A 26,448-nucleotide genomic window follows, 5' to 3' on the forward strand; every position below is an offset into this window, starting at 1 on the left:
GTCCGCTCGCGCTCAGTAGTTTTGCCAAATCCCCGGGGTGATGAGTTCGACGAGAACTCCTTCCGGATCGCGAAAATACAGACTTCGTCCGCCGCGCTCCCACTCGGTCTCGCTTTCGATTTCGACCCCGCAGGCGCTCAGACGCGAGCGCCACGCCTCATAGGCGCCCGCGTCGATTCCAAAACCCACGTGCAGCGGCCCGGCGCCGTCGTGCGGAGGGATCAGGCCTTTCGGCGCCGGCATGGGCACCAGCGTCCCGCCGCGTTTGAACAACAACAGCACCTCGCCCGGACCGACATCGAAGGCCTGAAATCGCTCGCCGTCGCCTTTCATCGGCCGCAAGCCCAGGACGTCCCGATAGAACACGACCGCCCGCGGCAGGTCCTCCGCATACAACGCCGTCTCGACGATCCGGGTAATCCGTGGAACCGCGCCCGTTTTCATGCCACGCATTCAAGCACGCCTGACGCCCCTGCACCAGCCGCCGCCGATGATCTTCGCGACCCTGCTCCGCCTTCTCTCCCGTCTGTTCATTGCGTGCATCGTGTCCGTTTCCGGACTCGCGCGGGCCGCGAACGACTCGCCCCCGTCACTGCTCGCCGCGGCGCGGGTCGCGGAAAACCGCCTCGATCCCGCCGGCGCCCTCGATCTGCTGCTCGCCGCCGACCGCCTGCAGCCCGACAACGCCGCGATCCTGCAGCGGATCTCGCGACAGTATTCGGACCTCGTGATCGACGCTTCCGACGACATGGAGAAAAAACGCCTCGCGGCCCGCTCGCTCGATTACGCCCAACGCGCCGTCGCCCTGGCCCCCAACGATGCCGTCAACGTTCTCTCGCTCGCCATCGCCTACGGCAAACTGGGTCTGCTCTCGGACGTGCGCACGCGGATCGACTACTCGCGCCGAACGCACGACCTCGCCACGCGAGCGCTCGCCCTGGCGCCAAACTATGCCTACGCGCACCACGTGCTCGGCCACTGGCATTACGCGGTCGCAGCCCTCGGCCCCGGCCAGCGTTTCGTCGTCCGCGTCGTTTACGGCGGCCTGCCGCCCGCCTCGACGGCCGAAGCCGTCCGGCACCTGCGCCGCGCCACGGAACTCGAGCCCGGCGTGGCCGCGCATTTCGCCGAGCTTGGCTTCGCGCTCCAAGCTGACGGCCAGGCCGCCGCGGCGCGGACCGCCTGGGAACACGCTCTCACCCTCCCCGTTCGCGACAAATACGACCAGGACTGCCTCGCCCGCGTCCGCACGAGGCTCGACCGCCGGCCGTGAGCGCGTCAACGCGCGGCGGAATCGTTCGCTTGTGCGGCCCGCGCTGTCGCGATCATCTCCGCCTCCGCCCGGTGAAAACGCTCCAGGGCATCGGCCCGCCCCGCCTCCGCGTCGTCCGTCAACCGGCGGTAATTCGCGATTTTGGTCTCCACCAGGTTTAGCAGCACGTCGCGCCGGTGGGCGGTTTCCTTCCCGGCGGTCAGCGTCAACGCCCCCATTGCCCGCGCCCAATCCGTGTAGAAAGGGATCCCCGTTTCCTCGATCCAGCGGCGCACCGGCGCGGCGTCACCAGTTGCTCGATACGCTTCGAGCGTCGCGGTCTGCTCCTTCAGCATTTCGGTTTCGCGCGCCAGCGGGTCGTGAATCATGTCCTCCCACGCCAGCTCCTCCGTCACCACATAGTTGAACCGCGGCGCCGCCGCCACGCCGGACGCGATCAACACCGCCGCGACCGCCGCCCCGCCGAGGAATCGGCGCCCCGCCACCTGCGCCCGGCGCTCCCGGTCGACCGGCAACGCGAGACACGCGCCGAGCCCCACGCCCGTGACCAGGCCGCCGATGTGCGCCGCGTTGTCGATGCCCGGATGTGCGAGACCGAAGATCAAGTTGTATCCGGCAAACCACAACGTGCTTTTCAACAACGGCTGGAACACGCTGCGCGGCACCGCCCGCCGCTCGCGGAGGATGTAGCCGCCGAGCATGCCGTAGACGCCGAACACCGCCCCCGACGCGCCCGCGCTCCAGACCTTGTCGCCGTTCCAAAGAATCGTCGCCAGGCTGCCCGCGATGCCGCTGGCGAAATAAGCGAGCAGGAAACCCGCGCGCCCGAGCAGCTTCTCCACCAGCGCGCCGGATTGATAAAGCGCCCACATGTTGAACAACACGTGCAGCAGTCCGTAGTGCAGGAACATGCTCGTGACGAGCCGCCACCATTCGCCGTTGGTCGTCGCGGCACCCTGGTTCGCGCCGTAGCGCACGTAGAGGCGCATGTCCGCCGTCTCGAACCAACCTGCGCCCAGCCATCCCATCGCGACGAACACGATCAGGTTCACCGCGATGATCACGTGGGTCGGCGAATCGAGGAAGCCCGTTGCCGCCGGCACGCGGTTCAGTTTTTCCGCAAACGTCCGCTCGGCCACGAACTCCTCGTCATACCTCGCGGGCAGCCGGCCGGCGATCTCGCGCGCGGCCTCGGCGCTCGCCGCGAAAAACAAAAATGGCCGCCGCTTTCTGCCGGTCAGAATCTCGAACTGCACGGCGGGACCGGCGACGATCACGTTCGCCACCTGCTGGAGATCCACCGCGATCTCGACGGGACGCCCCAACATTCGCCGCTGCTTTCCGTGAAACACGAGGCGGCCCGCCGCCGGTTCGAGCACCAACGTGCCCGCGCCGCGCAGCTCCGCATTGTGCCGCGGACCCGCTTTCTCGTCGTAGTCGATTGGGTAGGTTTCGGACGACCCGGCCGGCGCTGCGTTCTCCATCGTCTCAGGACCGTGTCCGGACATTTCCCCATGGCAAGGGCGTCCCCGCCCGCGGAACGCCCCCCGGCCCGTTCGGTCTGTGACGCGCGGCGCAGGCATGCCGCTTTCGCCCTGAAAATCTGGAGGACTCGCCATGCTCAAATGGGCTATCATTTCCGCCATCATCGCTGTCGTCGCCGGCGCACTTGGTTTCGGCGCCGTCGCCGGCACCGCCGCCGCGATCGCGAAGTTCCTGTTCTTCCTCTTCCTCGTGCTGTTCGTCGTGTTCCTCATCTCGGCGATCTTCGTGGGGAAGAAGGTGAAATCCGCGCTCACGCCCGACTCGACGAAACGACCTTGAGCCGGCGATCGGGCTGGCCTTGCGCGAACGGGACGTGAAAGGGTGGACCGCAGTCCCCCTTTTCCACGACCCGTGCGCCTTTTTTGTTTTTCCGCCCTTCGACTCCTTTCGTTTGTTTTCGCGCTGACGTTCGCGTTTTCCGACCTGCCCGCCCGCACGCGCTACGACGCCGTGCGGATGTTCGGAGTCGATTATGTGGACGCGCGCGATGTCGCGCGGCGTTTCGGCATGACGCCGCGGTGGGTAAAAACCAACGAATCCCTGCGCCTCCAGAGCCAGTGGACGAAAATCGATTTTGCGAAGGACGCCGCCGACATCCGCATCAACGATCTCCGCATCTTCCTGAGCGAGCCCGTGGTCAGCGCGAACGGGACGCTGTATTTGTCGCGGCGTGACGCGCTGCAGGTGATCGAACCGATCCTCAGCCCGGCCAAGACCGGCGTGCCGCGGCTCAAGACCATTGTCATCGACGCCGGCCACGGAGGCTCCGATCCGGGCAACCAGAATCCGAAGCTGAAGCTCCAGGAGAAGCGGATGACCCTCGATGTCGCGCTGCGCCTCGAGCGGCTGCTGCGAGCGCGCGGCTATCGCGTCATCCAGACCCGCCAGAAGGACCGGTTCGTCGAATTCGACGATCGCACCCAGCTCATTCGCAAGACGGGCGCGGACCTTTTCATTAGCATTCATTTCAATGCCTTCCGGGACGCGGCGGTCGGCGGCACCGAAACCTACGTGATGACGCCACGCTACCAGCGCTCGAGTCCCCAGGCCGAGCAGTCGCGCTCGATGATGAACACGACGTATCAGGGAAATCGTTACGACGACTGGAACATCCTCCTGGGCTACCACCTGCACCGGGAGCTCGTGAACGAGCTCGAGCTGGCCGACCGTGGCCTGAAGCGTTTCCGCTACCGCGTGCTGCGCAACGCCACCTGTCCGGCCGTGCTCGTCGAGGCGGCGTTTTTGTCCAATCTGCAGGAGGGCCGGAAGGTGAGCACCGCGGCCTATCGGCAACGCATCGCCCAAGCCATCGCCGACGGTGTCATCGCCTACGCGCAGGCGTTGAAGCGTGCGAGTTCGTGAGCTCGCAGACTAGGCGCGCCGGGGCGCTTTCGCGGAAAACTTGCGCAGGTATTTCAGCGCGACTTCGAACTCGTGCGGCATCGGCGCGGTGAGCGTCACGGGCTCACGCGTCACCGGATGCTTCAGCGTCAGCTCGCTGGCGTGCAGCGCGAGGCGGCCGATCAGCGGCTTCTCCTCGGCACGGCCTTTGTAGCGCCGTTTCAAATCGGACAGCAGCAGCTTGATCTCTGGATCCCCGTAAAAGGGGTCGTTCAGGATCGGCGCGCCCGCGGCCGCGAGATGAACGCGGATCTGGTGGGTGCGCCCCGTCAGCGGCCGGCACTCGAGAAACACGAAGCGGCCGAACCGCTCGAGCACGCGAAACTCCGTCAGACAATCGCGCCCGCCGCGGCCCTTGAACACCCGCATGCGTCCGGGCTGCCGCTCGTCCTCGCCGAGCGCGACCTCGACCGCGAACGTGTCCGGCAGCGTGCCGTTGGCGTCGCGGATCGGCGCGAGCACCTTCATCGCTTTCTCCGCTGGCAGGACGACGGCGAAGGCGAGGTATTTCTTTTCGACGGTCTTGGATTGGAATTGCCCGCTGAGAAAATCCAGTGCCGGCTTCGTCTTCGCGCAAAGGATCAGGCCGCTGGTGTCGGCATCGAGCCGGTGCACGTTGGCTACGTGAGGGCCGAGTTTCGCATGCACGAGCCCCATCAGGTTTTCGCGCTGCTTGTCCCAGCGATCCGGCGCGACGAGCAAGCCGCTCGGCTTGTCGAAGGCGATCATCGCATCGTCTTGATAAAGGATCGGAGGCAGCGGCATGCCCGAACATGTCCGCCCCGCTCGCCGGCGCGCAACTTCGTTCCGCGTCCGAGGAAGCCTTGGCCCGCCGCCGGTCAAAACCGCGTAAGCTTCTCCGGGGCCGCAGGAATGCGCTTGCGGCCCACCCGGCACCCCGGCTCCTTTGGTTCATCCGCGCTCTCGCGATGCCGGTCCTGCCAAAATCCTTCATCGTCCTCGGAGCCGGTCTTCAAACCGCTCGCACCCGGCGACAACTGAGACGCCGACAGACGAGTGTGCCGGCGCAGTCGGCCGCGTTTCGTTCGCTCATCGCCCGGTTCGCCCGCACGGAATTCGGGCGCGATCACGGCCTCGAAGCGTCGCTCGATTACCCACGTTTTCGCGACCGCGTTCCCCTGCGCAGCTACGAGCAGTTTGCCCCGTATCTGGACCGCATGAAGCGCGGCGAGGCCGATGTCCTGTGGCCGGGACAGTGTTCGTTCTACGCGATCTCGTCGGGCACGACGGCGGAGCGCGCGAAGTGGCTGCCGATCACGGGCGAGATGCTCGCGCATTTCCGCGAGGCGGAACTCGCGTCGCTGTTTTTCTATACGGCGCGGGTCGGAAACGCGGGCGTGTTTCGCGGGCGGCATTTGTTTCTCGGCGGCGCCACGGCGTTGTCGCCCGTCCCGGCGGCCAAACCGTTTGCCGCCTTCAGCGGCGATCTCAGCGGGATCACCGCGCTCAGCCGGCCCGCGTGGGCCGAGCGCCATCTTTATGAGCCCGGTCCGGAGATCGCGCAGATGACCGACTGGACGCAAAAGATCCAGGCCATCGTCGATCGCACGCGTCGGCGCAACATCACGCTGCTCGCCGGCGTCCCGAGCTGGCTCCTGATGTTGGCCGACGCGCTTCGCGAGGCCGAGGCGAGGTCCGGACGCCGCATCGCTCACCTGCAAGAGCTGTGGCCGAATCTCGAATGCCTCGTCCACGGCGGCGTGCCGCTGGCCCCGTTTGCCGACGAGCTCCGCCGCGCGGTCGGACCCTCGGTGAATTTCCACGAGATTTTTCCGGCCGCGGCAGGCTTCATCGCCGCCCAGGATGCGGACGCCAGCGCGGGTTTGCGGCTGTTTGCCGACAAGGGGCTCTTCTTCGAGTTTCTGCCCTGCCGTGATTACGATCCGGCGCTACCGCCGAACCTGGGCGCGAAAGCGGTGCCGCTTGAACAGGTGCGCGTCGGCGAAGACTACGTTTTGTTGCTCACCACGCCGGCCGGTCTCTGCCGCTACGCGCTGGGTGATGTGGTTCGCTTCACGTCGGTCGAGCCGCCACGGCTGATCTACGTCGGGCGCACGAAGCTCCAGCTCAATGCCTTTGGCGAGCATGCGATCGAAAAGGAGCTCACCGACGCGCTCGTGGCCGTCTGCCAGCGGCATCACTGGACGATTACAAATTTCCACGTCGCCCCGCTGGCCGTGAACTCGCTCACCGGCCAGCAGCGTGGCCGGCACGAGTGGTGGATCGAACTCAAGCCCGGCACCGTCGAAACGCCCACCGGACCGCTGCTCGCGGGTCAGCTCGACACCGAGCTAATGGGCCGCAACGGCGACTACGCCACCAAGCGCAAAACCGGCGCGCTGGAAGCGCCGTTCGTGCGGCTCGTGATGCCCGGCTTCTTCGAGCACTGGCTGCGCCACCACGGCAAACTCGGCGGGCAGCACAAGATGCCGCGCTGCCGCAGCGATCGCGAAATCGCGGACGAGCTCAGCGCGATGGCGTGCTTCAACGCGGACTGATTCCGTCCGCCAGCCCGCGCCAGCCCGCGCGCTTACTCGAGGTATTTTTTCAACCGCTGCTCGAACTCGGCGGTTTCCTCGGCGCCGACTTTCCGATCGCGGATGACACCGTCGCGATCGATGATGAACGTGGTCGGGATCGCGTTGATGCCTTCGGCGCCGCCGAACGCGTCGACCACCGCGTCATCGGCCATGACGACCTGATAACCGACGGGAGTCTTCTGCATGAACTTCTTCACGACGCCCGGCCCGGCCTGGTCCACCGACATGCCGATGATCGCGAGTTTGTCGCCGTATTTCTTCTGCAGCTCGCCGTAGCCCGGAATCTCCATGCGGCACGGACCGCACCACGTCGCCCAGAAATCGACGACGACGACCTTGCCCTTGAACTGATCGGAGCTGACGACCTTGCCGTCGACATCCTTCAATTTCCACTCGGGCGCAGGCGTGCCGACGTTGGATGCGGCGCAGGCGGGCGCCACGAGCGCGGCGAGTACAGAGAAGAGGGCAAAGGTGCGACGGAGTGTTTTCATGAGATCGGATAAGTGGACGTAGGAGCGAGCCGCCGCGATTTTCTTCCCGGGATTCGACCGCGGTCCAACTTACGAGCTCGCGCTGTCCGGCAAATCGAGGCCCAGGATTTCGATGAACTTCTTCATCGCCGGCGTGAGCACGCGACCCTTGCGGTGGAGAATCGCGAGCGGGCGGGTGAAATCCTTCCCCTTGAAGTGAATCGCGGCGAGCGTGCCCTGCTGCACTTCCTGCAGCACGGTGGCCTGCGGCACGATCGCGACGCCGTGGTCGATCTCGACCGCGCGCTTCACCGTCTCGATGTTGTCGAACTCCATCACCGGCTCGATCTCGAGCTTGTTGTCGCGGAAGATCTGGTCGACGGCCTTGCGCGTCGGGATGTCGGGATCGAAACCGATGAAACGCTGCGTCGAGAGCTGCCTCAGCTCGAGCTCGCCGACTTTCGCGAGCGGGTGATTCGGATGCGCGATGAGCACCAAGTGGTCGTTGCGGAACGGCAACATCTCGATCTGGCGGTGCTTCACCGGAAAAGCGACGAGCCCGAAATCCACGGAGTTGTGGAGGATGTCCTCGTAGACGAGATTCGAGCGCCGATACTCGACGCGCACGTTGACCGACGGGAAATCGTGCAGGAATTTTTTGATATACGGCGGCAGCTCGTGGAGCCCGATCGAGTAGATCGTCGAGATGCGGATCGTGCCGCTGATCACCTTCTTCATCTCCTGCAACTCGCTCAGGAGCTTGTCGTAGGTGTGCAGGACTTCCTTGGCCGAATCGTAGACGCGCTGCCCCTCGCGCGTGAGCTGAAACTGCTTCTGGCTCCGATCGATCAGGAGCGTCTTGAAGTGCCGCTCCATCGCCCGCGCCTGCTGGCTCACCGCAGACTGAGTAATGCCATTGAGTTTGGCGGATTTCGAGAAACTCTTCGTCTCGACCAAGTCGGCGAAAATCTTGAAGTTTTCTATTTGCATGGTTCCAGGTGGCGCCCTGGCTCCATAAACATCGCTAATTTCGTCCTTCCAACAAGCATTTCTTCAATGCTGCTCTCCTATAACGATTTTTGTGCCCGCGCGCAGGCGGTGCTGAACGAGATCGCGGCGGCTTGCGTTTCCGCAGGACGAGACCCTGCCGAAGTCGAGTTGCTGGCCGTCACCAAAACGCATCCGGCCGAGGCCGCGGACTATGCGGCGCGTTTCGGGCTTCACGCCGTCGGTGAAAACCGCGTGCAGGAAGGCGTCGATAAGCGCGCGCAATGCCCGGCCGCCGGCCTCCGCTGGGAATTGATCGGCCATCTGCAATCCAACAAGGCCCGCCTGGCGGCGCAGCATTTCGATCGTATTCAGAGCGTCGATAGCGAGAAGCTGCTCAATCACCTCGACCGGGCTGCCGGCGAACTGGGGAAAACGCTGCCGATTCTTCTGCAGATCAACGCCGGCCGCGATCCCGCGAAGTTCGGCGCCGAGCTCGAGGAGGCGCCGCGCCTGGTCGAGCTCGCGCTCGCAAAACCGCACCTGCGCGTCGACGGATTCATGACCATCGCGCCGCTCTCGGACGATCCCGCCGTCGCGCAACGGACCTTCGCCGCCTTGCGCGAACTCCGCGACACGCTCGCGGCGAAAACCGGTGCGCCGTTGAAAGAACTGTCGATGGGAATGAGCGGAGATTTCGCTGCGGCGATCGCCGCCGGCAGCACGATCATTCGGGTCGGCACCGCCCTCTTCGGCAGCCGCGAAACGCCTCTCCAATAAGTTGCGAACTCCGGTTTCTCCCCTCGACGACGCAAACAATAAAATTGACGCGGACGGAAGTTTCCTGATTGCCGCATGGGGGATTCTTTTTAGCTCTCGGTGACGTGGAAACGGTCATTCTCAGTGAAGCTCGACGGGAGGCGCTTCTGAGTCTGCTCGACGATACGACGCCGCCGGTGCGCAAGGCCTTGTTGGCCCATTTCATCGATGTCGGCGCGCCCGCCGTGCAATTCTTGCAGGAAGTCTCTCACAGTTCGCATCGCGTGCTCGCCCGGCATGCCACCTGGTTCTTGGAAGAGATGCGGTTCAGCGACCCGGTCGCGGAGTTTCGCGGCTTCATCCGCTCGCTCAATTACGAGCTGGAGAGCGGCGCACTTCTCCTCAGCCGCACGGTTTCGCCCGCGCTCGACGTCGGCGCGTGCTGCGCGACGCTCGACGAGATCGCCCAGCGGTGCCGCGAGCTCATCACGCATCCCGCAACCGTCCGCGAACAGTGCCGCATCATCAATCGCGTGCTTTTCCACGAATGGGGCTTTCACGGCAACGTCGAGAACTACACCGATCCACTCAACAGCCTCATCGATCAGGTATTGACGCGTCGGAAGGGCATTCCGATTTCGCTCTGCACGGTGTATTTGCTGATCGCGGATCGTCTCGGGCTCGAGCTCGAGCCCGTCGGTCTGCCCGGCCACTTCATCGTCGGCTGCTACACCGAAGCGAAGCCATTCTTCATCGATCCTTTCGACCGCGGAATTTTCCTGGATACGGACGAAGTGTTCGCCCTGCTGCGCGCCAACAAGATCGTGCCGAAAACCACGGACCTGATGCCGACGCCCATCCGCGAGGTGCTGTGCCGCAGTTGCCGGAATCTGGTCAACCACTACAAGGCCGCCGGCGAAACCGAGCACGCGCGACTCTTCGCCAGTTTCGTCGAGGAGTTCGACTCCGCCTACGAGAAGAACGCCACGTGAGCCGGGTTTTCTGATTTCGGATTTTCGATTTTGCCCGGCGCGCCACGCGCCGCTTCACTCGAAAATCTGAAAGCGAAAACCGACAACTCCGGCGTCCTCACCCTGGCCGATCTCGAAACGTGGTCGTTCGACGGCACCCCGCTCGCCGTCCTCGGCCAGCCGATCAAGCACTCGATCAGCCCGGCGATGCACAACGCCGCGCTCGCCGCCATGGCGCAGCGCGACGCACGCTTCGCAACCTGGAAGTATTTTCGCTTCGAGATCGCCCCGACGGACCTTGGTCGCGCGCTGCCGCTCCTGCACGCGAAGCGTTTCCGCGGCATCAATCTCACCGTTCCTCACAAGGTCATCGCGGTCGACCACATCGCGGACATCTCGCCTGCAGCGAAACAGATCGGCGCGGTCAACACGCTGCTCTGGACCGAGGCCGGCTGGCAGGGCCACAACACCGACGGCTACGGTCTCGCCACCGGCACGCGTGAGGACCTGCACGTCGCGCTCTCGCGCACGCACATCGTCCTCCTCGGCGCCGGCGGGGCGGCCCGCGGTGCCGCGGTCGAATGTCTGCTCGCCGGCTGCGCGTCGCTCTCGATCGCCAACCGCACGCGCGAAAATCTCGACGCCCTGCTCGCGTCGCTGCGTCCGCTCGCCGGCACGATCCCGTTGCGGGGCTTCGCTCCCGGCGAACCACCACCGGACCTTCCCGCCGGCGCGCTGGTCGTGAATGCGACGAGTGCCGGCCTGCGCGACACGGATCCGGTACCCGTGAATTTGGACGCGCTGCCGACGCCCGCCGGCGTTTACGACATGATTTATAATCCGCCCGAAACGACGCTGCTGCGCGCCGCAAAAACGCTTGGGCTCCCCTGCGCCAACGGCCTTTCCATGCTCGTGCACCAAGGCGCGAAGGCCCTCGAGATCTGGAGCGGCACCCCCGCGGACGTGAACGCGCCGATCATGGCGGCCGCGGTGCGCACCGCGCTGGGACGCTGACCTGCGGTTTGCGACGGGTCGACTGCGCTCGGGGAGAAGCTTGCCAGCGCCGCGGCTCTCCGTGACCGTCGCCCCGCCGTCCGGCCAAACTCCCGCATGAGCGCCTTTCCCTTCGCCGAGCTGTCCGCCGCGCTGCCGTGGTTTTTCCCGACGATCGCGTTCGTCCTCGGCGCCTGCATCGGCAGTTTTCTCAACGTCGTGATTTATCGCGTGCCCGCGGGCCAGTCGATCGTGCGGCCCGGTTCGCATTGCGCCTGCGGCGCGCCCATCGCCTGGTCCGACAACATCCCGATCCTGAGCTGGTTTCTTCTGCGCGGACGGGCGCGCTGCTGCGGACGCCCGTATTCGTTCCGCTATCCGTTCGTCGAGCTGCTGACGGCGTTGCTGTTCCTCGCGTGCTGGCTGCTTTTCCCACCGGCGAAGGCGCTGTGCGGCATGGTGTTTCTCGGTATCCTGATTCCGGCTACGTTCATCGATCTCGACCATTTCATCATCCCCGACGCGTTCACGATCGGCGGCGCCGCGGCCGGCCTGCTGCTTTCGTTGCTGGTGCCGGCGCTGCATGACCAGCACAGCGGGATCTATCTGCTCGACAGTCTGCGCGCCGGCGTGATTTCGCTGCAGGGCGTGCTGGTAGGTTCGGGCCTCGTGCTCTGGATCGCGCTGCTTGCGGAGCTCCTACTGAAGAAGGAAGCGATGGGTTTCGGCGACGTGAAGTTCGTCGGCGCGATCGGGGCCTTCTGCGGCTGGCAGGGCGCTGTCTTCTCCGTTTTCGGCGGCGCGCTCGTCGGCACGCTCTGGTTCATCGTGGCGCTCCTGTGGCAGAAGATCGCTGGCTCGCCGGCGCCCGTCGCGCCCAAAGCCGAGACGCCCGAGGGCGAAGCCGCGCCGCTCGGTTTCGGGGTGCAGATGCCCTTCGGTCCGATGCTGGCGATCGCCGGGGCGATTCACTTTCTCTTTCTGCACGGATCGGTCGCCGCTTGGTTTGTGCAGTTTTCCGAGCTGCTCTAACGCCGCACTCTTGCAACGCGAGCTGCCCCGTCCAGCATCGTGGCGTGAACCCTATCAGCCGGCTCGTGGGTCTTCTGCTTCTCCTCGGCGGGCTGCCATCGCTGTTCGGACAGGTGGTCGTGATCACCGAATACAAAAAGAAGCCGCACATCGTGCGGCACGTGGTCCGCAACACGCCTTATATTGAGATCGACAAGAAGTTGATCGCCGCGCCGGCCAACCGCTTCGCCCTCCATGAAGTCCCGGAGTTCGTTCCGGTGCTGATCAGCGTGCGCAACCTCCGGGTCGGGACGCATGCGATCGAGCTCATGGAAACCGCGTCGCGCATCAACAACGAGTTCGAGCTCACCGCCGACTTCTCGTCCGCCTACGCTCTGAAACGGGTGTTTCTCGTGCTGGAGTTGCTCCTCGAGGACGGCACCAAGAGGCTTTTTCTCCAGGAAATCGGAACGCTCGGTCCGGATCGTCCGCGTTCCGTGCGCGTGCGTGCGCCGCTGAATTTCCCGCTGGGCGCGGGCGAGTATCGGCTGCACCTCTTCGTCAACGGCGGCGAGGCACTGCACTCGCAGCAGCCGTTCAATTACCGCGAAGCGATGCTCGACAAGATGATCGCCATGAGGATCAAGGACCGCGCCGACGGTCCGCCGGCACCTTTCATCGGCCCGCCTCCCGTTTATCCGAAATCCCTCGAGAAATCGAAGCCACACGGACGCACCGTCGTTCAGCTCCGCGTTCATGCGCGAGGAGCGGTGACGGACGCGCAAGTCATCGAAGCGTCGGATCCCGCGTTTGGCGAAGCCGCCGTCGAGGCGCTGCGCCAGTGGCGCTTTTACCCAAGGATCCAGGCGGGACGCGCGGTCGATGCGACCGTCAACGTCCCGCTCGATTTTGTGCCGCCGAGTTGAGCGGCGCGAATGCGACCGCTCGCGCCGGCTCCGTCGCTCAACCGATCAGCGCGGCGCCGTCGCCCGTCCGGGTGTGCAACACGTCGGGCTTTTCGCCGAAGCGTTTTTCATACGCGGACGCGACCCGGCGAGCTTGCGCCGCGTTGAACTTTTTCGAGGTCAACGCCATCACCGCGCCGCCGAAGCCGCCGCCGGTGAGACGCGCACCGTAGACATTCGGCGTCGCCACGAGCGTATCGACGAGGAAATCCAGCTCGGGCGTGCTGTTCTCGAAGAGCGATTGCGAACTGCGATGCGACGCCGTCAGCAGCTGGCCGACGGCCATCAGGTCGCCGCGTTTGAGGGCCTTGACCGTTTTGCCGACGCGCGCGATCTCCTCGATCACGTGACGCGCCCGCCGGTAAGCCTCGGGTTTCAGTTTCGCCTTCGCCGCTTCAAGTTGCTTCAGGGTTGCGTCCGCCAGCAACGGCACGCCGAGCGTCTTCGCCGCCGCCATGCACGCCTTGTGCCGCGCCGCATAAAGTCCGTCGACCAGCGCGTGCTTCGTGTGCGTGTTGAAAATCCAGAACTGTGCGCCGCCCGGTAGCGGCACGGTCGCGAACTTCGGTCCGCGGCAGTCGATCCACACCAGCCGGTCCTTCTTACCGAATCCGGATACGCCTTGGTCGAGGATGCCGCAGGGCACCCCGACGAAATGATTCTCCGCATATCGGCCGACCTTCACCACCGTCTCGCGCGGCGGCTGCTCGCCGGTGAGCGCGAGAAACGCGAGCGCTGACGCGAGTTCCAGGGCCGCGCTGCTGCTGAGGCCCGCGCCGAGCGGAAGGTCCGACGACACATAATAATCGAAACCCGCCGGGACCTTCAGCTGGAACCGCGGCAACGCCACGAGGACACCAAGCGGATAATTCAGCCAGCTGCGCGCGCCCGTCTGCCGCTTTGGCTTCTTCTCCACCGGCAGCGAGACGATCTTTCCGCCCAGCTGGCTGAAAAAGCGCCGCCGCTGGTCGGTTCGCGCGGCGATCGCGACGGTCACCGTCCGGTCGATTGCGGCGCCGAGCACCGTGCCGCCGTTGTAGTCGGTGTGATTGCCGATGAATTCGACGCGTCCGGGTGCACGCGCCACGAAATCGGGAGCCCGCCCGAAGACGGACGCGAACTCCCGGCGGATCTTGTTTGCTGGATTTGCCACAGAGAAATCACGCGGCGCCGCGCAGCGCCTGACCGGCTTTGAACCGAATCGTTTTCATTGCGCGGATCTTCATCGGCTGGCGGGTGTGCGGATTATAGCCGCGGCGCGCCGCGCGCGTGGTGACCGCAAACGCCCCGAAACCGACCAGCTGGACCTCCTTGTCGCGACGAAGTCCGCGTCCTACTCCCGCCAATACAGCGTCCACGGCCTTTTCCGCGGTCGCGAGCGATGTGCCTTCGCCCAGCAGCTTGCGCACTTCGACTACCAGCTCGGCTTTGTTCATGATCGCTTCGTCGTTGGGGAGGCTCGAACGAACGCCCGCTGTTCCCGGCGGTCAACCCGATTCAGGTCCGCGTCGAATCATCCCGGGCCGGGCCCGGCGTTTCGCCGTTGCGTCCTTTCACCACGATCTCGATCAGCTGCGCCAGCGCCGCCGTGCGCTCGATGTGGCGCTCCGCCGCGAGTTGATCGGCCCGCTTGAGCAGTTGCGCCGCCATGGTGCGCGCCTGCGCCGGCGGCGCACCGAGCCGTTCGCACAAGGTCGTGAGTTGATCGAGCTCGGTCATGGCCGATGTTCGGCGAGGATGACAGTCTCGGCGCCCGGCGCAAAACCCAGCGGTGCGTCGGCCGCGAGATTCAACAAGGTCATCAACGCGAGCCCGACAAACCCCTCCGCCGCGTCCACGGCGGAACGCAGCTCGCCGATCTTGCGTTCGCCTTGATACAGCGGGGCGGGTAACGCCGGAGCCGCTCCGCGACCTGTCACTCGCATCAGCCGTCGGCGAACCTGCCCCATCGATTTCAATCGCGCCATCACTTCCTGTCCGAGGTAACAGCCTTTTGTATACGAGATCGCGGCCGCCTCGAGACCACCCTCGTTCGGCAGATCGGCGGGACCGATGTCGCGCGGCACCGCCGGCACGCCCGCGTCGATCCGCCACCGTTCGAGTTCCGCAGCCGAGCACTCCGATGAGTCCGTCAAAAACGCAGCCAGCCGCTCCACCTCCGCCGCCGGAAAAACACACTCCCAGCTCTCGTCCTTCATGCGGCGCCCGCGAAACACGAATGCCCCCGCGAGACTTTCTTTCAAAACCGTCGCTCGCTCCCGCGCCTGCGGGCCGATGAGCGCGATCGCCGACCAAGCTTCCGTCTGATCCTCGATCACGACGTCGTCCGCGATCACATACGCTTCGAGCCGCTCGCGAATCACCAACGCTGACGATTCATAACTGCCGACCCAGAACTCCGAGTGGCCCGCGCCGCGCAGGATGAAGCTATCCGCCAAGACCCGCCCCTTGTGATTCAACCACAGCCCGTAAACGGCAGCGTCCGACTCCAGCCCACGCAAGTCGTTGCTAAACTGGCCTTGCAGAAAACTGTCCGCGTCTTCGCCTGAAATTCGCAGCCAAGCTGCCGGCTGCCAGCGCGAAAATGCCATCGTTTGCTGAAAAATCTGTTCACCTTTAATCATTCTGTATGGGCAATTTCCAAAAATGTCTGAAAGCTCGTGCGAGATTTATTTGACGGTGGGGCGTTAGCGGCTACTACTCAACTCATCAAATTTAACACTTCTCCCGCCTAGCGGGAGTTTTGGGGTAACTAAGAAAGCAAAGGCGGGCCGCTTAGGGGTAAGCGGCCCGCCACTTTTTTATCCGGATCCGAACGAACGGCCAGCGCTCGGCCTAGATTTTGCGAGAAACGAGTTCCTCGAGGACGTTTCGATCCGGCATCGAGTCGAATCGATTGCCTTGAAGCCAAGCTTGCAGGACGCACGCCGCGCCCGCCAAGCTGGCCGTTTTCATGCAGAGAACATCCGACATCAACGTCGTCGAGACCCGCGCCCTGCCGTCGCCCTCCGCCCTGCTGGCAGAACTGCCCAAAAGCGAAGCCCAGGCCGCTTTCATCGCCAAAGCCCGCAGCGAAATCCGCCGGCTGATTTTCACCGACGACAAACGTTTCCTGCTGATCGTTGGCCCTTGCTCGATCCACGATCTTGAGGCGGGCCGCGACTACGCTCGCCGACTCGCGGCCTTGGCCCGCGAGGTGTCCGACCGCATCATGGTCGTCATGCGCGTCTACTTCGAAAAGCCGCGCACCACCGTCGGCTGGAAGGGCCTCGTGATGGACCCGCACCTCGACGGCTCGCACGACATCGCCGCCGGCCTGCGGCTCGGCCGGAGCTTTCTGCGCGATGTCCTCGATCTCGGGCTTCCGACCGCGACGGAACTCCTCGACCCGATCACACCGCAATATGTCGCCGACCTGGTGTGCTGGGGCGCCATCGGCGCTCGCACGACGGAATCGCAAACTCACCGGCAAATGGCCTCCGGCCTCTCGATGCCACTCGGGTTCAAAAACGGCACCGACGGCTCGATCCAGACCGCCATCAACGCCATCAAGGCCGCCGGTCAGCCGCAGACGTTTCTCGGTATCAATGTCGACGGTGCGGCCTCCGCGATCGTCACACGGGGCAATCCCAACTGCCACGTTGTCCTCCGGGGCGGCACCGCCGGTCCCAACTACTCGCCCACGCACATCGCGCAGACCGAGGCGATTCTCGCCAAAGCCGGCCTGCCGAAGGCGATCCTCGTGGATTGCTCGCACGACAACTCGGCGAAAAAACCGGAGCTGCAGCCCGACGTCCTGCGCGCGCTGCTGGCCCAGATCACCGCCGGCAACACCTCCATCATGGGCGCCATGATCGAGAGCAATCTCGGCGTCGGCAACCAGCCGTTCCCCGTGCCCAAGGAACAGCTGCGCTACGGTGTCTCGATCACGGACGGCTGCATCGATTGGGCCACCACCGAGGCCCTGATTCGGGAGACCTACGCGTCGCTCGCGCCGCGATTTGCCTGATCGCGCGTCGTCGCCCTTATTCGACCTCGCAATTCGCCTAAATTGACGCGCGCCCCGCAGTTCCTGCGTGAATCGCCGCCGCCAACCATGGTTAACTGACCCGCTCTTATGAAAAATCCCATTCGCGTCGCTGTCACCGGAGCCGCCGGTCAAATCGGTTACTCCCTCCTCTTCCGTATCGCCTCCGGCGCAATGTTCGGTCCCGACCAGCCCGTCATTCTTCAGCTCATCGAAGCTCCTTTCGAGAAAGCCCTGAAGGCCCTCGAGGGCGTCGCGATGGAGCTCGACGATTGCGCATTTCCGCTCCTGCACGGCATCGTTCAGACGGACAAGCCCGAGATCGGCTTCAAGGACGCCAACTGGTGTCTCCTCATCGGCGCGAAGCCCCGCGGCCCGGGCATGGAGCGCGCCGATCTCCTGAAGGACAACGGCAAGATTTTCATCGGCCAGGGCCAGATCATCGATGCGGTCGCCGCGCCCGACGCGCGCGTGGCCGTCGTCGGCAATCCCGCCAACACCAATTGCATGATTGCCGCTTCGCAGGCCAAGCGCCTCCCGGCGGAAAACTTCACCGCGATGGTGCGCCTCGATCAAAACCGTGCGCAAACCCAGCTCGCGAAGAAGGCCGGCGTGCCGCTCACGGAAGTCCGCAACATTTTCATCTACGGCAATCACAGCCCGACGATGTTCCCCGCCTTCGCCCACGCGACGATCGGCGGCAAACCGGCGCCGCAGGTCATCAATGATCAAGCCTGGCTGCAGGGACCGTTCTGCGAAACGGTCGGCAAACGCGGCGCCGCCATCATCGCTGCGCGCGGTGCATCTTCCGCCGCCTCGGCCGCCAACGCCCTCGTCGATCACGTCCGCAGCCTCGTCACCCCGGGCGCCGTTCACTCGATCGCCGTGAAATCCAACGGCGCCTACGGCTTCGATCCCCATGTCTGGGCGGGCCTCCCCGTGCGCACCACCACGCCCGGCAGCTACGAGGTCATCACGTCCTACGAGATGGACGACTTCGCGAAATCGAAGATCGCGGCCACCAACAAGGAACTCGTCGACGAGCGCTCGTTCGTCGCCGACATGATCAAGTAACGGCCCGCAGCTCGACGACCGCTTTTTCTTTCGCGGCGCTCCACGGAGCGCCGCTTTTGTTTTATTCGATCAACCCCGCCAACTCCGGGCTGATCCCGAACGCGGCACGCACCTCGGCAAATGCCTCGATCAACTCGCCCGGCGCACCCGGTCGCGGGAAAACCATGTCGAGTGACATCCCGGTGCAGCGCACGTGCGCGTCGACGCCTTCGACGCGAATCTCGCACTCGCTGCAATCCGATGGGTAGTGCACGGACAGCCGCTGATCCTCTTCGAGCTCCTCGATCGCATCGATCACCGCCTCGACCTGGGCCCCGCGTTTCAACGCGAACGCGATCTCGGAAAAACGCGCCGCGAACACCGACGCCATCGCGTCCGAACGCGCGAGCCGCGCATCCCGCAACGCCCGCAAGGTCGTCGTAGTGGTGTAACGCTCCGGCGCCGCGACCTCGAGTTCGTAGGCGATCTCGACCGTGAAATCCTTGGCCGCGAGCACGGCGAGCGGACTGCCAAGCGAGAGCGAAAGGTTTTTTCGTTTGTAGCCGAAACCGGCGCGAACTGCCTGGAACAGCGTTTCCGCTTCGTCGGCAAGTTCAGCGGCGCAGATTTTTCCCAGAAACGCGTTCGTCACGTCATTGGCCGCGTCGGGGATCGTGTGGTGGCCCTTTTTGAAACCGGCGAGCGCCTTCACCAGCCCTCCGCCGCGTCCGACAAACGCAATTTCGCCGACGATCTTGGAAGGAATCTCATCCGCCATTCCGCCCCAGAAAACCGAGCCCCGCCTCCCGCGCGACTGTGAAATTCTCAGATCAGGAGGTCGCCAAAGATCGGAGCATAATAATTGCAATAAAATCGGGCCCTGCTCACCTGACGCCAAAGTAGCACTCTCGAATTCCATGCTCAACGCCCTCCGGCCGCTCACTTTGCTCCTGCTGTTATTCCTGACGCCGCCGCTCCATTCGCAATCAAGCTCGGGCGTCATTTCGTTGCCGGAGTTGTCCGTGCGATCCACGACCGGGTGGCAAATTGTGGAAGGCACGAACATGGATGCGCTGTGCGATCTGAAGACGGACGACGCGAACGCGTTCTTCGCCGATCTGGACGCCTTCATCGCCTTCGTGCGCGATTTCGCCCCCGAGGCCGCACTGCCGGTGGGCACCAAGGTGACCTTCTTTGTCACGAAGTCCGGTAAGGTAAAGAAGGCGTCCCTTGACCGCTCACTCCCGATCGTTGCGGCCACTGCCGAGCAACTTTGCATCATTCTGCAAACAGCCGAACTGGACTCCGATGTCCTGCATGCCTTGCGACGGGACGTCGTTCTCGCGTCGTTCGTGTTCCGGAGTCCGCGATGGCCGCTTTGGTTCGAAACCGGAATGGCTCAGACCTTGGCGATGGCCGAGATCACGTCCGACGAAACTCGGATCGGGAAGCCGCCAGATGCCCTGACCGCTCCTTACACGACACACGTCATCTCTTATGACGAGGTTCTCTCCACCACCGCTGAAAGTTCGTCCTGCAAAGACAGAGACTTCGTCAGCAAGCACAGCCGTCAATCCGCCGTGTTCATCCATCTCGCACTGTTCGGCAGACACGCGCCAGGCCGGGATGGGTTGTTGCATTTCCTTTCTCGGATCGCGGCGGGCGAATCTCACTCCGAGGCGCTGCGTGACGTCTTTGACATCAGTCCGGCCACACTCGAAGCCGCCTTTCGCGACGTGGTTCTCGCGGACTACCGACACGAGCGGCATACCTTTTTTCTGGGCAGAAGCTGGGGCGAATATCGCTCCAACCCTCAAATCGTGAGCCGACGCGCCCCATTCGGCATCCGTCCAATTCGACCAGCCAGATTGGAAGAGGTGCAACGTCGACTCGCTCTTTTGCGGCAAGCACAGCCCGCACCGCTTGCGTGCTTCGAGAGAAGATTCCCTGAGCCCGAGTAACGCGTCTCCCCCGAACGCCTGCCCTCACGCCCGCGCCAGGCGCCGGATCAGCACGACCAGCGCGACGAACGCGAGCACCGGCAGCCAGATCGGCGACAGGACCGCGAGGGCGACCAGCGCCGCCACCGCCAGAGCGGCTATCAGGCCCAAGCCCGCGCCTGCCAGGGCGACCACGCCCGCCAGCAGCACACCGCCCACCCACACCAGCAGAAACACCGGCACCAGCAGCACCGGGATGAATTTCACCACGAGCAGGCCGACGATCACCGCCAGCACGATTTTCCAGAAAGTGTTCATATCCCCAGAACCCTTCCGCGACGCAAAAGTTGCAGGCCACACCTGCACGCGCGCCGCACCCTCGCTCATAGGACCGCGTTCTGGCGGATGACGTTCGCATACCAGCGCGCACTCAACTTCGGCGTGCGCCGCTGCCGCGCGAAATCGTTGTGCACGATTCCAAAGCGCCGCCCGTAGCCGTCCTCCCACTCGTAATTGTCGATGAAGGACCACAGGAAATAGCCTTTCACCGGCGCGCCATCCGTCATCGCTTCGCGCAACGCCCGCAATCCCTGGCGAACGCATTCCAAGCGGTGCACATCCGGTAGTTCGCCGTCGCACTGCGCCGGCTCGTCATAGCCCGCGCCGTGCTCCGTCACGTAAATTGGGCGCGCCCCGTAACACTCGCAAAACAATCGCGGCCCCCAGTAAAGCACCTGCGGAATCAGATAATGCCAGTGACAATCCGTGCGCGGAAATCCGGCCGGAAACGCCACCTGCTCCGCCCGCCCGCGCCGGCCCGCGCTCACGTAATGACCCGTATAAAGATTCAAGCCCACGAAATCCGTGGGCGTCGAAATCAACGCGAGATCGCCGCGTTGCACCTTCGGCGCCGCCGCTCCCGCTGCGCGCAAATAGCTCGTCGCGTAGCGCCCGCGAAACACCGGTTCGAGCACCCGCGTGTTCTCAGTCACAAACGCCCGCTTCGCCGCGGCGATATTCTCCGGACGGCTGTCGATCGGCACGGTCACGATCGAGTTATCCGTCAACCCCACGCGCGCCCCGCGGCCGCCGTGTTCACGCACCGCGCGCACCGCGTGGCCATGACAGAGCAGCGCGTGATGATAGGTTTGATTCACGACGGCGTCGCCCTCGCGCGCGCCCGGTGCCTTCTGACCGTTGCCGTAGCCGAGCGTCGTGAAACAAAAGATCTCGTTCAACGTGATCCAGTTTTTCACCCGATCGCCAAACGCGCGCACGATCGTGTCCGCATACCGCGCAAACGCCTCCGCCACGCCACGCCCTCGCCAGCCGCCGGCCTCCTCGAGCGCCTGCGGCAAATCCCAGTGAAACATCGTCACCCACGGCGTGATCCCGTGCCGCTCGAGCGAATCGAACACCCGCCGGTAAAAATCCAAGCCCTTCTCGTTCACCGCACCCGTGCCGTCCGGCACGATCCGCGGCCACGCGAGCGAGAGCCGGTAATTTCGCAGCCCAAGTTCGCGCATCAGCGCGAAATCCTCGTCGAAGCGATGATAGTGATCGCAGCCGAGATCGAGCGTATCACCATTTCGGACACGCCCGGGCAAGCGGCTGAACATGTCCCACACCGACGCCCCTTTGCCGTCTTCGAATGCCGCCCCTTCAATTTGCGGCGCAGCGGCGGCGACACCCCAGACAAATTTTGATGGGAACCGAACGGGTTGCATGTGGAAAGAGCGCGCCACCGTGCGACGTGCTCGCGCCGAGACAACGACCGGCACACTCTATCGGTTGGGTGAGGCCCCCTGCGTCGCGAAGGCCCTGCCTCGGTCTCGCTCAAAACGCCTGCCGTCCGACAAACACCAACACCAGCACGCTGACGATCGCCACGAGCGCCGTCGCGATCAGCGCCCCACGGCCGTTGCGCCAGTAAACCGTGTCCTCGACCCGTACCGCCACTGTCGACGCTTCGCGGGCGTAGCGATAGGTCCGCTGCGCGAGGAACAGCTTCAACACCGCGCTCCCGAGCAGCAGGTAAAACTGCACGCGACCGCCGCCGGCCGCGCCGCCTTCGAGCGAACCCAGGATTTTCGCATCAATTAACAACACCGTGAGCACGCCGAGCATCGCGTAGATCGACGCCCGGCCGGCGAGCACCTGCACTTCGCGCGCCCCGGCGGTGAGCTCGGACGGATCGTCCGGCGTAATCGGCTCCGCGCGCTCGCCGGACGCGGTCGCCGGCGGCATCTTCAGGTTCTCCAGCGGAAAGGGCGCCTTCCACGCCGCCCACACCGACGGGACCGACGCGAACATCACGACGATGAAGAAGGTCGAAAACCCGAGCCACTCCGCGAGCGGGCCGGACGCCATCGTTGTCGGCACGAGCATGAAATTCATCAGCGCCGTCGCGAAGGCGTAGTGCGTCATCGTGCTCCGCCCGGGCGCGAGTTGTTGCATCATGTAAACCATGTTGCCGACAAATCCGAAACCGTAGCCGAACTTCTCGATGCTCACGAGCAGTGCGATGGTCGAGTAGTCGAGCCCGTGATGCGCCGCGCCGTAGTGGCTGAGATAAACGAAGGTGAAGTGCGGCACGTTGAGGCAGAGCCCGAGAAACGGCAGCGCGCGCTTCAGGCCGATCCGGCCGAGAAACATCCCGCCCAAAACGCCGCCGACGATGTTCGCGATCGTGCCCCACACCGCATCGATATTGGCCACCTGCCCCGCCGTAAGGCCGAGGCCTCCGGTCGCGACCGATGACTGCATGAAGAGCTTCCCCTCCACCAGCAGCAGCCCCTCGCCGAGCCGGTAGAGAAACACGAACGCGATCATCCCCCAGAACGCGCGCTTGTGGAAAAACGTCGTCGCGGTGCCGAGAAAATCCTGCACCACCTGGCGCGCGTTGTGCGGCCGGTGCGCGATCGTGCCGGTCGGCAGCGCCCACACGTGATACGCGGCGAAAAGCGCCATCGCGACCGCTGCCGTGATCCACACGCCCATCCACATCTTCACCGGCGTCCAACCCTGCGCGTTTGCGAGCGCCTCCATCCCGCTGATCAGCACGCCAGTCGCGAGCACCTTGCCGAGATTCCAGAACATGCTTTGGAAACCCGCGCTGTTGGCCTGCGCCTTCCGGTCGAGCGCCGTCAGATAAATGCCATCGCCGCAGATGTCCTGCGTCGACGACGCGAACGCCGCGACCCACAACAACGCGATCGTCACCTGAAAAAACGACGGCAGCGGCAGCGCCATCGCCACGCCGGCGAACAGCACCGCGATCAACGCCTCCATCGCCAGCACGAAGAATTTCTTCGTGCGATACATGTCGAGAAACGCCGCCCAGAGCGGCTTCAACGACCACGCCACGATGATGCTGCCGAGCGCCACCGTGTTCTGGCCGTCGCTCACGCCAAGCGATTTGAACATCGTCGAGGCGGTGCCGTTGACGACATTGAACGGGATGCCCATCGCGAGATACAGCGAAGGCACCCAGAAGACGGCGTGACGTGCGAACGAGCGGAGTTGAGTCATGGAGCGAAAAGGAAACGTGGCGTCCCCGCCCGGGCAGAGACAACAACTCCCGCCAGGCACTCACCTTCCGGCCGGCCTACCCCAGGACAACCTTGGCGGTGAGCCGCCTGACAGGAGAAAATGCCGCGCGCACCGCCGCTCATCGAGAGCGCGCGACGCGCGAAAACACCCGACAACGCTGCGGATGCGCGAATGACACACGAAGGGGCAAGGCCGCACACTGGGTCATCCCCGCTTTCGCGAGAATGACCCCGCAACTCCATCGTTAGAGTAGATGCCGCCGCCCCGCCGTCGCGGCCGGCGTTTTCCGGCGCGACGGCGGACGTGCGATCGACCCGCCGTGAATTCGGATTTTCCCTCGTAGCAGCAGCGTGCCTGGGCGGGTAAAACCCGATGAAGAGAGCCGGCAGAATCCGACTAAGTCGCGGCTTTACACTAAACGTTAGAGTGCGGCGCAATCTTGTGCGCACCGCAATTGAGCGGCGTTCTCTACCCACACGCCCTTCCCCCGCCAATGGAGTTCCCCACTTTTTGGAGCTTCCAACTTTCTGCCGTGGTCGACATCCGGTCGCGGGCGCAGCGCGGCCGGTTCGTCGGATGCCGCGCTCCGGTCCGGCCAGGGGCGGCGACTCGCGCCAGTCGCGGCCCGAGATCATGAATCGCTCACCCGAGCCAGCCGGTGCCCGCCGTCCGACGTTGAAAGATGTCGCCCGCGAATCCGGCTACCACATCACCACGATCTCGCTCGCGCTGCGCGATCACCCGAGCATTCCCGAAAACACCCGCGCGCGGATTCGCGCGATCGCCGATCGCATCGGTTATGAGCGCAACCCCGTGTTTCAAGCGCTCAGTCGTTTCCGGCAGCAAGGCACGGTCTGCGCGCCCGCGCCGCGGATCGGTTATCTGGAAAATTTCCGCTCCGGTTTCGCGCCGCCGCGGCCGCCCCATCTTGAAGCGATCTTTCAAGGCGCGCGCCGCCAGGCAGAGCTGCTCGGCTATCGCCTCGAGCCGCTCGCCGTCGGCGAGGACGATCACGATTCGCGCACGCTCACCAAATATCTCCGCGAAAACGAAATCACCGGACTCGTCATCGGCAGCTTCGTGCCGGGTTTCGCCGAGATCGCCCTCAACTGGGACGACTACGCTGTCGCCAAGATCCACTCGCGTCACACCGAGCCGGACGCGACGGTCATCGGCAACGACCAATTGCGGGAGGTGCGACTCGCGTTTCGCCGGCTCTCCGCGCTCGGCTACCAGCGGATCGGGCTCGCCGTCGGCCGCGCTGACGAGGATGCCTGCGGCCACCGCCACACCGCGGGCTATTTGATGGAGGAAGCATCGATCCCGCGCGACCGGCGCGTGCCGCCGCTGTTGTTTCCCTACAACGTCGACGAGCCCACGCTCGCCGGCATGATCGCCCGCTGGGTCCGCCGCAATCAGGTCGACGCCGTCCTTTGCAACTGGGCCACGCTCCTCACTCCGCTCGGCGCGGAAGGCCTCAAAATTCCCGACGACGTCGCCGTTGCCTGTCTCTGCGTCTGCGATTCCGACAGCCTTCTCGCCGGGATCCGGCCGCACCTGCACCTCGTGGGCGAACGCGCTGTATCCATTGTTGTGACACAGCTCAAATCGACCGAACGCGGACTGCCCGATTTCCCTTCGTCCATTTATGTCCAAAGCACCTGGCAAGACGGCCCCACTGCCCCCGACCGCCGCTAGCCCGACTGCCGAGCCGAAGCGCTACTACACGCTCGCCGACATCGCGGCGCAGGCCGGCGTGCATGTCACGACGGTGTCCCTCGCGTTGCGCGATCATCCCAGCATCCCGCCTGTCACGCGCGCACGAATCCGCGCCGTCGCGAAGGAGTTCGGCTATCAACGCGACCCGCTTCTCGACGCGTTGAACTTCCATCGCGCGCGGCGCACGCAGCAGACCCGATCGGTGAACTCCGCCTTCGTGGTGCACGCGGGCACGACGCGCCTGTTCGGCGGCAATCATTACCAGCCGCTCGTCTACGCGGGCGCCAAGGCTGCAGCCGAAGCTCACGGCCATGCGCTCGACATCTTTGTGGTCGGTCACGGCCATCTCGCGCCGGCGCGACTGAACACCATCCTCACCGCGCGCGGCGTCACGGGAGTGCTCTTGTCCACCTTTGAAATCGACATCGAACAACTCGACCTCGACTGGGCGCAGTTCTGCGCGGTGAAGATCGAGTGTCTGCACCTTACGCCGAATCTGGACGCGGTCTCCAACGACCAGCTGCAGGTGGCACGCCTCGCGATGCGCCGCCTGCGCAAACTCGGCTACCGGCGGATCGGTCTCGCCACCGCGCGGGAAGACCAGACGCGCCTCGGCGAATCCTTTGGCATGGGCGTGCTCATCGAGCAGGCGTCGCTGCCGGAAGCCGAGTGCGTGCCGCCGCTGATCTTCAGTCTCGCCGAGGTGCCGATGCTGCCGCGCCTGATTCCGGAATGGATGCACGAGCACAAGGTCGACGTCATCATTTCGAACTGGAACGAGCTGTTCGACGTGTTCGCGACCGCTGGTCTGCGGCTCCCGCAGGATGTCGCGTTCGCGTCGCTCGACGTCCCGCCCGGCCTGCCGCACGCCGCGGGAGTCGTGCAGAACCACCGCCTGGTCGGGCAGCGTGCGATGGAACAGCTCGCGATCATGACCGACGCCTATCAGCGCGGCGTGCCCGAGGCGCAGACGATCACTTACATTCCCGGGTACTGGCAGGATGGCACCACCGCTCCGCCGCGCGTCCGACGCGCCGGTGTGGAGTGGAACTGAGTGGCATCGGTAAAATCCCCGTATCCAAATTTCGGGTGCAATCCTTGTCTGGCGGGAGCCGTCGCGGCGCCGGCGCTCCCGCGGACCGTCATTAAACTCATAGAGTCGGCAACGCTTTGAGTTTCGCGCCCGGGCCGCGCTTAACCGAGACCCACCCCGCGGTCTCC

The 26,448-nt window shown here is 64.7% G+C and carries 27 protein-coding genes; 14 read left to right on the forward strand and 13 right to left on the reverse strand.

Annotated features, from left to right (window positions below; genetic code table 11):
* Positions 1-12 precede the first annotated feature (12 nt).
* Positions 13-444 carry a VOC family protein gene (locus tag AC6RV7_RS16705; RefSeq protein ID WP_500095169.1) on the reverse strand — a complete coding sequence of 144 codons (432 nt, stop codon included), beginning with the start codon at positions 442-444 and terminating at the stop codon, positions 13-15.
* Here AC6RV7_RS16705 and AC6RV7_RS16710 point away from each other — a divergent pair.
* Positions 443-1,273, forward strand: a complete 831-nt coding sequence (locus AC6RV7_RS16710; RefSeq protein ID WP_500095170.1) for a hypothetical protein — start codon at positions 443-445, stop codon at positions 1,271-1,273. The two genes, AC6RV7_RS16705 and AC6RV7_RS16710, sit on opposite strands and share 2 nt — an antisense overlap.
* A 5-nt stretch (positions 1,274-1,278) precedes the next feature.
* On the opposite strand, the gene AC6RV7_RS16715 is transcribed toward AC6RV7_RS16710, so the two are convergent.
* The gene (locus tag AC6RV7_RS16715; RefSeq protein ID WP_500095171.1) at positions 1,279-2,781 is read right to left on the reverse strand and encodes a rhomboid family intramembrane serine protease; all 1,503 of its coding nucleotides are present in this window, start codon (positions 2,779-2,781) and stop codon (positions 1,279-1,281) included.
* A gap of 109 nt (positions 2,782-2,890) precedes the next feature.
* Between AC6RV7_RS16715 and AC6RV7_RS16720 the strand changes: the two genes are divergently transcribed.
* Together AC6RV7_RS16720 and AC6RV7_RS16725 are read left to right on the forward strand one after the other, a co-directional pair.
* A complete protein-coding gene (locus AC6RV7_RS16720) occupies positions 2,891-3,097 on the forward strand; it encodes a DUF1328 family protein (protein WP_500095172.1) in 207 nt (68 codons plus the stop codon).
* Between the two features lie 72 nt (positions 3,098-3,169).
* On the forward strand, positions 3,170-4,180 hold the full coding sequence (locus AC6RV7_RS16725; protein WP_500095173.1) for an N-acetylmuramoyl-L-alanine amidase family protein: 1,011 nt from the start codon (positions 3,170-3,172) through the stop codon (positions 4,178-4,180).
* A 9-nt stretch (positions 4,181-4,189) separates the two neighbouring features.
* Here AC6RV7_RS16725 and AC6RV7_RS16730 read toward each other — a convergent pair whose 3' ends face one another.
* Positions 4,190-4,984 carry an RluA family pseudouridine synthase gene (locus tag AC6RV7_RS16730; protein ID WP_500095174.1) on the reverse strand — a complete coding sequence of 265 codons (795 nt, stop codon included), beginning with the start codon at positions 4,982-4,984 and terminating at the stop codon, positions 4,190-4,192.
* A 164-nt stretch (positions 4,985-5,148) separates the two neighbouring features.
* On the opposite strand from AC6RV7_RS16730, the gene AC6RV7_RS16735 reads away from it, so the two are divergent.
* A complete protein-coding gene (locus AC6RV7_RS16735; RefSeq protein WP_500095175.1) occupies positions 5,149-6,738 on the forward strand; it encodes a GH3 family acyl-acid amido synthetase in 1,590 nt (529 codons plus the stop codon).
* Between the two features lie 32 nt (positions 6,739-6,770).
* Here AC6RV7_RS16735 and AC6RV7_RS16740 read toward each other — a convergent pair whose 3' ends face one another.
* Both AC6RV7_RS16740 and AC6RV7_RS16745 read right to left on the reverse strand, forming a co-directional pair.
* On the reverse strand, positions 6,771-7,271 hold the full coding sequence (locus AC6RV7_RS16740; RefSeq protein ID WP_500095176.1) for a TlpA family protein disulfide reductase: 501 nt from the start codon (positions 7,269-7,271) through the stop codon (positions 6,771-6,773).
* 69 nt (positions 7,272-7,340) lie between these two features.
* Complete coding sequence (locus AC6RV7_RS16745) at positions 7,341-8,240, reverse strand: LysR family transcriptional regulator (RefSeq protein WP_500095177.1); 900 nt, start codon at positions 8,238-8,240, stop codon at positions 7,341-7,343.
* 66 nt (positions 8,241-8,306) lie between these two features.
* Here AC6RV7_RS16745 and AC6RV7_RS16750 point away from each other — a divergent pair, with 66 nt between their 5' ends.
* The 5 genes from AC6RV7_RS16750 (at position 8,307) to AC6RV7_RS16770 (ending at position 12,897) form a co-directional block, all read left to right on the forward strand.
* On the forward strand, positions 8,307-9,017 hold the full coding sequence (locus tag AC6RV7_RS16750; protein WP_500095178.1) for a YggS family pyridoxal phosphate-dependent enzyme: 711 nt from the start codon (positions 8,307-8,309) through the stop codon (positions 9,015-9,017).
* 104 nt (positions 9,018-9,121) lie between these two features.
* Complete coding sequence (locus tag AC6RV7_RS16755) at positions 9,122-9,988, forward strand: transglutaminase-like domain-containing protein (RefSeq protein WP_500095179.1); 867 nt, start codon at positions 9,122-9,124, stop codon at positions 9,986-9,988.
* A 30-nt stretch (positions 9,989-10,018) separates the two neighbouring features.
* A complete protein-coding gene (locus AC6RV7_RS16760) occupies positions 10,019-10,981 on the forward strand; it encodes a shikimate dehydrogenase family protein (protein ID WP_500095180.1) in 963 nt (320 codons plus the stop codon).
* 96 nt (positions 10,982-11,077) lie between these two features.
* Entirely contained in the window at positions 11,078-11,992 is a 915-nt protein-coding gene (locus AC6RV7_RS16765) for a prepilin peptidase (RefSeq protein WP_500095181.1), read from the forward strand.
* Positions 11,993-12,057: 65 nt separating this feature from the next.
* On the forward strand, positions 12,058-12,897 hold the full coding sequence (locus tag AC6RV7_RS16770) for an energy transducer TonB (RefSeq protein WP_500095182.1): 840 nt from the start codon (positions 12,058-12,060) through the stop codon (positions 12,895-12,897).
* Positions 12,898-12,934: 37 nt separating this feature from the next.
* Here the strand turns inward: AC6RV7_RS16770 and galK are convergent, their stop codons facing one another.
* The 4 genes from galK to ygfZ form a co-directional block, all read right to left on the reverse strand.
* The gene (gene galK, locus AC6RV7_RS16775; RefSeq protein WP_500095183.1) at positions 12,935-14,089 is read right to left on the reverse strand and encodes a galactokinase; all 1,155 of its coding nucleotides are present in this window, start codon (positions 14,087-14,089) and stop codon (positions 12,935-12,937) included.
* 7 nt (positions 14,090-14,096) lie between these two features.
* Positions 14,097-14,372, reverse strand: coding sequence for an HU family DNA-binding protein (locus AC6RV7_RS16780; RefSeq protein WP_500095184.1), 276 nt, complete (start codon positions 14,370-14,372; stop codon positions 14,097-14,099).
* A 61-nt stretch (positions 14,373-14,433) separates the two neighbouring features.
* Positions 14,434-14,655, reverse strand: a complete 222-nt coding sequence (locus AC6RV7_RS16785) for a hypothetical protein (protein ID WP_500095185.1) — start codon at positions 14,653-14,655, stop codon at positions 14,434-14,436.
* Positions 14,652-15,560: a CAF17-like 4Fe-4S cluster assembly/insertion protein YgfZ gene (gene ygfZ / locus AC6RV7_RS16790; protein ID WP_500095186.1), complete on the reverse strand. Its 909-nt coding sequence runs from the start codon at positions 15,558-15,560 to the stop codon at positions 14,652-14,654. Before ygfZ ends, AC6RV7_RS16785 begins: the two co-directional genes overlap by 4 nt.
* A 329-nt stretch (positions 15,561-15,889) precedes the next feature.
* Here ygfZ and AC6RV7_RS16795 point away from each other — a divergent pair, with 329 nt between their 5' ends.
* On the forward strand, positions 15,890-16,945 hold the full coding sequence (locus AC6RV7_RS16795) for a 3-deoxy-7-phosphoheptulonate synthase (protein ID WP_500095187.1): 1,056 nt from the start codon (positions 15,890-15,892) through the stop codon (positions 16,943-16,945).
* Between the two features lie 108 nt (positions 16,946-17,053).
* Positions 17,054-18,037 carry a malate dehydrogenase gene (locus tag AC6RV7_RS16800; RefSeq protein ID WP_500095188.1) on the forward strand — a complete coding sequence of 328 codons (984 nt, stop codon included), beginning with the start codon at positions 17,054-17,056 and terminating at the stop codon, positions 18,035-18,037.
* A gap of 61 nt (positions 18,038-18,098) precedes the next feature.
* On the opposite strand, the gene AC6RV7_RS16805 is transcribed toward AC6RV7_RS16800, so the two are convergent.
* The gene (locus tag AC6RV7_RS16805; protein ID WP_500095189.1) at positions 18,099-18,794 is read right to left on the reverse strand and encodes a hypothetical protein; all 696 of its coding nucleotides are present in this window, start codon (positions 18,792-18,794) and stop codon (positions 18,099-18,101) included.
* 139 nt (positions 18,795-18,933) lie between these two features.
* On the opposite strand from AC6RV7_RS16805, the gene AC6RV7_RS16810 reads away from it, so the two are divergent.
* Entirely contained in the window at positions 18,934-19,977 is a 1,044-nt protein-coding gene (locus tag AC6RV7_RS16810) for a hypothetical protein (protein ID WP_500095190.1), read from the forward strand.
* 24 nt (positions 19,978-20,001) lie between these two features.
* Here AC6RV7_RS16810 and AC6RV7_RS16815 read toward each other — a convergent pair whose 3' ends face one another.
* The 3 genes from AC6RV7_RS16815 to AC6RV7_RS16825 all read right to left on the reverse strand — a co-directional run bounded on the left by AC6RV7_RS16815 (position 20,002) and on the right by AC6RV7_RS16825 (position 23,487).
* On the reverse strand, positions 20,002-20,274 hold the full coding sequence (locus tag AC6RV7_RS16815) for a hypothetical protein (protein ID WP_500095191.1): 273 nt from the start codon (positions 20,272-20,274) through the stop codon (positions 20,002-20,004).
* A 65-nt stretch (positions 20,275-20,339) separates the two neighbouring features.
* The gene (locus AC6RV7_RS16820; RefSeq protein WP_500095192.1) at positions 20,340-21,683 is read right to left on the reverse strand and encodes a GH1 family beta-glucosidase; all 1,344 of its coding nucleotides are present in this window, start codon (positions 21,681-21,683) and stop codon (positions 20,340-20,342) included.
* 109 nt (positions 21,684-21,792) lie between these two features.
* Entirely contained in the window at positions 21,793-23,487 is a 1,695-nt protein-coding gene (locus AC6RV7_RS16825) for an MFS transporter (protein ID WP_500095193.1), read from the reverse strand.
* A gap of 654 nt (positions 23,488-24,141) precedes the next feature.
* Here AC6RV7_RS16825 and AC6RV7_RS16830 point away from each other — a divergent pair.
* Both AC6RV7_RS16830 and AC6RV7_RS16835 read left to right on the forward strand, forming a co-directional pair.
* Positions 24,142-25,206 carry a LacI family DNA-binding transcriptional regulator gene (locus tag AC6RV7_RS16830; RefSeq protein ID WP_500095194.1) on the forward strand — a complete coding sequence of 355 codons (1,065 nt, stop codon included), beginning with the start codon at positions 24,142-24,144 and terminating at the stop codon, positions 25,204-25,206.
* Positions 25,157-26,281, forward strand: a complete 1,125-nt coding sequence (locus AC6RV7_RS16835; protein WP_500095195.1) for a LacI family DNA-binding transcriptional regulator — start codon at positions 25,157-25,159, stop codon at positions 26,279-26,281. Before AC6RV7_RS16830 ends, AC6RV7_RS16835 begins: the two co-directional genes overlap by 50 nt.
* The last annotated feature ends 167 nt before the right edge of the window (positions 26,282-26,448 follow it).

The organism is Opitutus sp. sgz309028 (assembly GCF_059821195.1).